Below are 8,299 nucleotides of genomic sequence, written 5' to 3'. Positions count from 1 at the left end.
GAGGTTTACAACGCGCTGCCTTGAGATTCGGCAGTGAGAAAGAGCAAAAGACGCTCAGCTCTGCAAGGTGTACTTCGCCCCCATTTACATTTGATGAGTGAGTTTGGCTGATTTTGCTGTGTTGCGATTGAAAATCGAAGTACTTCGGGAAAGCGCCTACGTTATCTGCTTGCAAAAATCGAACGCCAACTTGGCGGCGTCGAGATTAGTGATGAGGCGATGACCGCTACAGTCGAGCATATCCTGCCGGAAAGCCCCGCTCAGGCAGGATGGGATCATTTTCGCCTGGAAGCGCATGAGCGCAGCTTCGAGCGTTTAAACACCTTCACTGAACGAAATCAAATGGTCACTGAGCCGCGAACGCTGCGTCTGAGCTTAAAGTTGTCGATTTACAGCCATTGCTTAACAAACGTCCAAAGACTCTGGCGTTAGCTATGAATGGACCGAAGAAACAATTGTAAGAAGTGGCAATCTTCTACGGCGAAAGCAGCAAAAGCAATTCACGCCAACCTTCTTTAAGAAAAATCGCCAGAACACCTATGTGCTGTTGATGCCGCGTACATCAATTGCCCGCCAACTCAGATCGGGCGTGCTGGGTTCGAAACAACGGCAGGAAGACGCCACAACGAAAAGAAGGCGAATCTTTAACGAAATAAAACTGAAGCTATCGCGACAAGTGTAACGCCACGGGAATCCGCCGCGCCCCAAACTGTTCTTCCACCTCAAACTCCGCAAACCGCCCCGGTAGCGCCGTCCCACAATCCGGACAGCCACCTTCCGGTGTCACCCGATACTCCAGAATCTGATGCCAGCCACGCGGCGAATGAGACTTTCGACCCCGCATTCCGCGCAGGAAGTCACACCGCCCCTCGCGGTGGCCGCGTACATTCCCGGTAGATGAAAAGAGCCTCTCGTCTTGCGGCGATGCGCCGCGCCCGGCGCGGGCGCCGCGGCCGGGGTCGCCGGATCGCGCCCATCTTGAAATCGGGATGAAACGCCGTGAATGTAGGCGGCACGTCCGGCTCCGAGTTCCTTCGCAAGATCCACTTCGACATCGCGGTGAGTTCGGTATCCGAATCACTTTGCCGGGGATCAGGAGCGCAAGATTTCGAACCAGACCTTGGTTTCATGCTTCAGGTATTTGAGCGTATCGAGCACGGGCGCGAGCTCGGAGCCGGTCAGCTTGCGGTAGAAGAATTCGGTAAAGGCTTTCAGGTCGACGTTCGCCGCGTCCATCTTGGCGTAGAACTCGCGGCGCGGGACGGGCGAGAGAAGCCCGCCGCAACGGTGACTGTCTGGATGCCGCGCGCGTGGCAGGTCGGCGGTAATCCATCGCGTACCCGGCGAAGATGACCGGATCGCCAGTAGCTGAAGGCTACGCTCTTGCATCCCAGCTCCGCGGTTAGTGCGATTTTGGTCGGCGAGGCCCTCGGCCCATCAGGCGGTCCAGGCGTCGCGCGATTTCGAGATGTCCAGTTCTGGCAGAACTTGCACGCGAGGTTGCGGCTCGGCGTGCGCCGGGAACGAAACACGATGAGTCAGGTAATGGTTGAGTGGCTTCTTTCCTCGATCAGATCGATACAAAGCCCGACGAGCGTCGGCGCAGGTCGGGAGTACCCATCAAAAGTCGCCGTGGCGCGGATGCAACGTGAAGCAGGCGCTAACGCTGGCCTTCGTTCAGCTTGCATTCGCGCGGGCTCCCGGGCGCTTGTTTGCACGGAGAACCGTATCAGATGGCGAACTCCGACCTCAACTCTTCAATGGCCAATGGCGAGCCAGTGCTCGCCGCCAACGCGTTTACAGGAGCAGAAGTTTAGGGGTACGGATTGGCATTGCCCAGATAATTCATGATGTAGCCTGTCAGCGATGAGCTGGCACAAAAGCCGCGAGCTACGCCTGGGTCGGTGCACATTTCCTTTTTGATTCGCGCATCGTTGGGGTATGGGCCAGAGTGCGGTACCGGTATCGGTATCCCAGCCGGCTTCACCTTGCAACGTTCCCGGTGTGCCGATGCGATTCCACAATCTGTGCACCTATCTGTCCGCGGCAGTCAGGCCCAGCCGTCTTCAGCGGACTACCCTCTTCGATTCGCGTCAGATAGGAGAGGCCATTGGCGAATGGCAAATAGGTCAGCCGTCCCGTGCCGGCAGAAGTACTGCCATTATTGTACGAATCAAAATAAGTGGCCGACACCCCGGAGAAATCAGTATTGTTCATATTCGCGACGATCACATTGGCAAATGACTTGGTCCCACCAGAACCATGGCGACCCCCTAAGGGCCGGTGCGCTTCCCCTCGATGTCTGTCCGATCGTGAGGCCACGTGCGTCAAGGCCAATATTCGCCTGATAACGTATTTTGTGCCTAATTGCTATCCCACGCAAAAGACGGCATCTCCTCAACAATGCACCAACTTGTACCGCGTTTCCGTCAAAGCGCAAGCTCGCGCCGTCAGGTGCGCGGGAGAAACATTATTCAACGCAATGACCCCAAGCCAGCTGTTATTGGCGTTTGTGTTTGGCGACGCGCTGTTCAGGACATTGTAGAAAGCCGATTGCCAACTTGTATAGGCAAGCGTGGAATCGAGAACAATAACGTTCTGTGCCGAACTGAGGGTTGAGTTGTAGAAAGTAAAGCCGGCTTCAGGGTCGCCTTTGGTATCGGTCCAACCGCCGTCGTGGCGCACGACCGCTCGTCTAATCACCACACGATTGGAGTTGTAGACCAGTACGGTATATCGACCGCCATTTCCATGCCACCAGTTATCCTCAAGCAGAATATCTGCCGAGTCATTGAAGTCATTCGTGCCAATCGTCGTATTTGTGCAATTCCCTGATGGGCATCCGCCTTTGAATTCATTCCTGAAGAACTTCAGATGATTGCCTAGTATGGTCTTGCCATTCGTATCCTGAAAACGCAGTCCCTGGAAAATCAGATACGCATTGGTGTGCGCCAAACTTAAACCGGACGTCAGCATCACATTTCCTTCGTTTTCCGCCTTGATCGTGATGTATTTCCCCCTTGATCCATTCGGCAGACCCGTGACGGCATTGGCCGCACCGCTGTAGGTACCATCACGAATGACCAGCGTATCGCCTGCCACCAGACATGCAAGCCCAGCCTGCAAGGTTTGTTTGGGGGTTCCACTGACCTGCGCGGCAGCACATGAATTCGTGTTATTGCCGGTGGGCGCGACAAAATAGGTCGCCCCTGTGGTTGCCACAATCGCATTGAAGTTGGCAACGACGGTGCAGGATGCGGTGATGGCGTTGGTCGTATAGGTTGTCCCGGAAAGGCTGCCGCCACAGGTGCCGGTGACACTGGCGGTGTAGCCGGCGTTCGGAGTGACCGTAAATGTCGGCTTGCTGCCGCTTACCACGATCTGCACCGTGTTTGGCGTGATAGCCCCGTTCGCACCGGCGCCAGGTGTAACGGTGTTGGTATTCGAAATGAAGTTGGCGAAGCACGTTGAACTTGCCGCAAGCGTTACCTGCGCGGTCGTCGTTGTTCCCGAACAGCTGCCGGACCATCCGGAAAACGTTGAACCGGTATTAGCGAGAGCTGTCAATGTGACAATTGTATTTTGCGCAAAAGCGGCATTGCAGGTACTGCCGCAGGAAATGCCCGCCGGATTCGAAGTCACCAGTCCGGTGCCATTGCCCGCAGGTGTGACCCAGAGGCTTACAGACGCCGCAGGTTGTAGTGTGAATGTGGCAACGCAACTCAAGTTGGAGGAAAGCAGGACCTGTGTACCTGTAGTGGCCCCGGTGCAGTTGCCCGACCATCCAGCGAAGCTTGATCCCGCGTTGGCCGTCGCAGAAAGCGTAACACTCGTGTTGGTCGCGAAGTTGCTGGTACACGCGCTTCCGCATGAAATGCCCGGCGGATTTGTAGTCACCGATCCCGTGCCCGTCCCTGCCTTGCTGACCGACAAACTTGACTGCAACACCGGCGACGGAGTTGCTACAGCGCCGCTCAATGCGAAGGATGCGCTACACGTTGCGCTACCTCTATTTACGTACTTGATGGTCGTCGAAGTGCCACTACAGGCGCCTGACCATCCCGTGAATTCTGAGCCGGTACTGGGCGTCGCGGTCATGTATACATTCGTGTATAGGCGAAACCGATACTTGCACGCACTTCCACATGAAATTCCCACCGGAGTTGTCGACTTGACGACTCCGCTGCCGGCGCCGGTTTTGCTGACTGTCAGTGTGGGATATAGGGAGAATGTTGCGGCGGACGATTCAAGCGCCATGGTTGGTGCAAACGCCACAAAAAACCAGGCAACGCTGGCAATGTAACTGGTAAATGTTTTCCTGATTTTCACTCTGGTTTCCTCGCGAAATTAATACGTGACATTTGGCAGGCAGCTTGCGCAGAGTTTTGCAAACGATAGGGATGCATCTTCGAAGCGGCCCGGATTCCTCTTCGCAAGACGCGGGCCATCTGAAAAGTTCCCATAGGAATCAATGCGCTATCCACGCAGTTCGACGGACTGAATGATCGTCAACGCAAAAGAGAGGAATAGCGTTGCCATTTGCAGACAGGTACACGTGAGAGTGACGCGAATGCGTCGTGCAGGCCGTCGTGCCTACATGGGATGTAGGCATTCCCCCTACAAGAATCACCTTAATTGCGCATATTTCCTCGCGGCGAGCGTCTCCAGCTGGCGACAGTCATTTTTTTGCAGGCGCAAATTTGGACTGCATGTTTCACCTTGACTTTTTTTCGTGTGCGGTGATGCGTATGGTTCAAAAGGCGGTCAAATTTATCTGGAGAAAACCACAATCGATGGGTAGAACTTTGTGCGCAGCGTTTTGGGCGAAGTAACCCCTCCTCGACATATATGACTAACCTGATCATGTCGTCGGCGGCCGCCCGCTGTTGACGTGATTATTCGCAGTTCAACGCAGAGAGCGTGACGTGCAAGATCGCTGCGTTCGGCCAGTGGCTAGCGAAATGGAGCCGCATGCGGCGCGTATTCCTGGTAATGGCTGGCGTGAGCTCGAGTAATTGATCACATGGCGTGGCGACCTGTGCAGGGGCGACTGGCGTGTCCTTGAGGGCAACACCCACAGCCGCTGGACCTCGCCGCACGACGCGGCATCGGTCAATCCCAGGCGCCGATCCGTCAGCGCCCGTAATATCACGACGCCTTCGCGGGTCATGTTGCAACCATCGAAAAGGATTTCAATCACGCCGGCCAGGGTACCAAAACTCAGGTCGCGTTGATTAGATACTCTCAGTACAATTTGGCATCGGCGTTCCGTTTGTGTTGACTGGCCTTGATACAGGATCAAGGCAGCCTCCAGAAGGAACGCCGACCTCATTTCTGAGCGGGCGATGTGCGTTTATGGGTACGGACTGCCGTTGCCCAGATAATTCATGATGTAGCCTGTCAGCGATGAGCTGGCACAAAAGCCGCGAGCTACGCCTGGGTCGGTGCACATTTCCTTTTTGATTCGCGCATCGTTGGGGTATGGCCAGAGTGCGGTACCGGTATCGGTATTCCAGCCGGCTTCACCTTGCAACGTTCCCGGTGTGCCGATGCGATTCACAATCTGCGCACCTATCTGTCCGCCGTTTAGCCCAGCCGTCTTCAGCGGACTACCCTCTTCGATCCGCGTCAGGTAGGAGAGGCCATTGGTGAATGGTGAATAGGTCAGCTGTCCTGTGCCGGCAGAAGTGCTGCTATTGTTGAATGAAACAAAATATGTCAGCGGCACACCAATTGCATCGGTTCCTGTATTCGCGATAATCGTATTGGTTACCGTACCTGAGTAGGTTGTCGCAAACTGGACGAATCCGGCAGTCTCCTGGGCGGTGCGGACGGTATTGCCCGCAGTTACCCTGTTCATGGTCAGGCCGGAGATTACAGATGCACCCGAGCCAAAGCCGGCGGCGAATTCCGTATCCCACATCACCATGTCCTGGACAATTGCGCCAGTCACTGGGCCGTTGCCATCGATACGAAGGCCACCGCCTACGGGGCTGTTTAGTGCGACATTTCCATACCAGCTGTTGTTGCGATTCGCATTGGGACTGGCGCTGTTGTAGACCGAATAGAATGCGCCCTGCCATGAGCGATACGGCCGATCATTGTCAATGATCAGCACGTTTTGTGCAGAACAGTCGGACGAATTATAGAAAGTTACACCAGCCTCGGGGTCACCCTTGTCATCCGTCCAGCCTCCATCGTGACGAACGACGCCACGCCGTACCACTACCCGATTGGCGTTGTATACCAATAATTTGTAACGTCCACCTGATCCGTGAAACCAGTTATCCTCAAGCAGAATATCGGCAGTGTCATTGAAATCGTTCGTGCCAATCGTCGTATTTGTGCAATTCCCTGATGGGCATCCGCCTTTGAATTCATTCCTGAAGAACTTCAGATGATTGCCTAGTATGGTCTTGCCATTCGTATCCTGAAAACGCAGTCCCTGGAAAATCAGGTACGCATTGGTGTGCGCCAAACTTAAACCGGACGTCAGGATCACATTTCCTTCGTTTTCCGCCTTGATCGTGATGTATTTCCCCGCTGATCCATTCGGCAGACCCGTGACGGCATTGGCCGCACCGCTGTAGGTACCATCACGAATGACCAGCGTATCGCCTGCCACCAGACATGCAAGCCCAGCCTGCAAGGTTTGTTTGGGGGTTCCACTGACCTGCGCGGCAGCACATGAATTCGCGTTATTGCCACTGGAGCCGATGTAGTAGGTTCCTCCCACAGACTCCCCAATGGCGCTGAACGAGGCCTCCACGGTACAATCTGCGAGCGCAGCATTCGTTGTAAAGATCGTACCAACAAGCGCACCACCACAAGTTCCGCCTACGCTGGCTACGAAGCCCGGCGACGGTGTGACGGTAAAAGTAGCGGTTGTCCCACGCGCTATTGACTGCGCGCAGTGCTAGGGCTGATCTGACCGTTGGCGCCCGCGCTTGGAGTGACGATAACAGTGCGCACCTCTACTGGTTGCGGCGCGGCAGCACCGGAACCATCGCCGCCGCCGCAGCCTGGGATGAGTTGCCAATCATGACAAGCAAGATGACCCCTCGAAAGCGCCGAACCGTTCCGGCAGGCTCGCGCCGAACTTAACCACGCTGACTAGCAGGCCGTCACACTTCTTGATAAATGCCGAGAATCGGACCATATTGATTCAGTTCCAGTTCCCACGATGACAGTAGACCATCGAGCTTATATGAAAGAATGATTCTCGCACATCAAACAGCCACTGGATTGCGTGCGGGGCCGACGCACACTTAGTCGTTTCGCAATGTTTCGTGTCAGGCGCAATTCTGCATAGATAAATGTACTTCTACTCTATTGTAGTAGTCACCCGTATGCTTTTTTGTTCATGGGGTGATTGGGAGCAGTTGGGAAGCAAGCAGGTTTTGATCGGATGGAGCAGGGAAGGTCGCGTTAGCTGGTAGGGTTCAGCGCCACCGGAATCCACCGCGCCCCAAACTGCTCCGCCACCGCAAACTCCCCAAACCTCCCCGGCAACACCGTCCCACAATCCGGGCAGCCACCTTCCGCCGTCACCCGATACTCCAGAATCCGATGCCAGTCACGGCGAATGAGACTGACCCCGCAACCCGCGCAGGACGTCACACCGCCCTCGCGGTCATGCACATTCCCGGTGTAGACGTAGTGCAGCCCCTCGCCTTGCGCGATGCGCCGCGCCCGCGTGAGCGTCGCGGCCGGGGTCGCCGGGATCGCGCCCATCTTGAAATCGGGATGGAACGCCGTGAAATGTAGCGGCACGTCCGGCCCGAGTTCCTTCGCGATCCACTTCGACATCGCGGTGAGTTCGGTATCCGAATCATTTTCGCCGGGGATCAGGAGCGTGGTGATTTCGAACCAGACCTTGGTTTCATGCTTCAGGTATTTGAGCGTATCGAGCACGGGCGCGAGCTCGGAGCCGGTCAGCTTGCGGTAGAAGAATTCGGTAAAGGCTTTCAGGTCGACGTTCGCCGCGTCCATCTTGGCGTAGAACTCGCGGCGCGCGACGGCGGAGATATAGCCCGCCGTAACCGCGACTGTCTGGATGCGCGCGCGTGGCAGGCGTCGGCGACGTCCATCGCGTACTCGGCGAAGATGACCGGATCGTTGTACGTGAACGCCACGCTCTTGCATCCCGCGCGCTCCGCGGCCAGCGCGATTTCCATCGGCGAGGCCTGGTCCATCAGGCGGTCCATGTCGCGCGATTTCGAGATGTCCCAGTTCTGGCAGAACTTGCACGCGAGGTTGCAACCGGCGGTGCCGAATGAAAACACGGATGAGCCGGGGT

At 56.0% G+C, this 8,299-nt stretch carries 5 protein-coding genes and 1 pseudogene; 2 read left to right on the top strand and 4 right to left on the bottom strand.

Features of this window, described 5'->3' with window-relative positions; all coding sequences use genetic code 11:
• Positions 1-126 precede the first annotated feature (126 nt).
• Positions 127-432, top strand: coding sequence for a DUF1524 domain-containing protein (locus IPP88_22635; GenBank protein MBL0125349.1), 306 nt, complete (start codon positions 127-129; stop codon positions 430-432).
• Between the two features lie 660 nt (positions 433-1,092).
• Here IPP88_22635 and IPP88_22630 read toward each other — a convergent pair.
• Together IPP88_22630 and IPP88_22625 are read right to left on the bottom strand one after the other, a co-directional pair.
• Positions 1,093-1,389 (bottom strand): hypothetical protein, encoded by a 297-nt coding sequence (locus IPP88_22630; protein ID MBL0125348.1) that lies wholly within the window; start codon positions 1,387-1,389, stop codon positions 1,093-1,095.
• Positions 1,390-2,397: 1,008 nt separating this feature from the next.
• Positions 2,398-3,567, bottom strand: coding sequence for a hypothetical protein (locus IPP88_22625; GenBank protein ID MBL0125347.1), 1,170 nt, complete (start codon positions 3,565-3,567; stop codon positions 2,398-2,400).
• A gap of 1 nt (position 3,568) precedes the next feature.
• Between IPP88_22625 and IPP88_22620 the strand changes: the two genes are divergently transcribed.
• Positions 3,569-4,303, top strand: a complete 735-nt coding sequence (locus tag IPP88_22620; protein ID MBL0125346.1) for a hypothetical protein — start codon at positions 3,569-3,571, stop codon at positions 4,301-4,303.
• A 1,050-nt stretch (positions 4,304-5,353) separates the two neighbouring features.
• On the opposite strand, the gene IPP88_22615 is transcribed toward IPP88_22620, so the two are convergent.
• Positions 5,354-6,736, bottom strand: a complete 1,383-nt coding sequence (locus IPP88_22615) for a hypothetical protein (protein ID MBL0125345.1) — start codon at positions 6,734-6,736, stop codon at positions 5,354-5,356.
• Positions 6,737-7,428: 692 nt separating this feature from the next.
• Positions 7,429-8,299: pseudogene (gene amrS / locus IPP88_22610) on the bottom strand (AmmeMemoRadiSam system radical SAM enzyme).

It is taken from the genome of Betaproteobacteria bacterium, from assembly GCA_016720925.1.
Classification (GTDB): Bacteria; Pseudomonadota; Gammaproteobacteria; order Burkholderiales; family Usitatibacteraceae; genus UKL13-2.
Note: the sequence above shows the minus strand (reverse complement) of the source record. Positions and strands in the feature narration are given on the sequence as shown.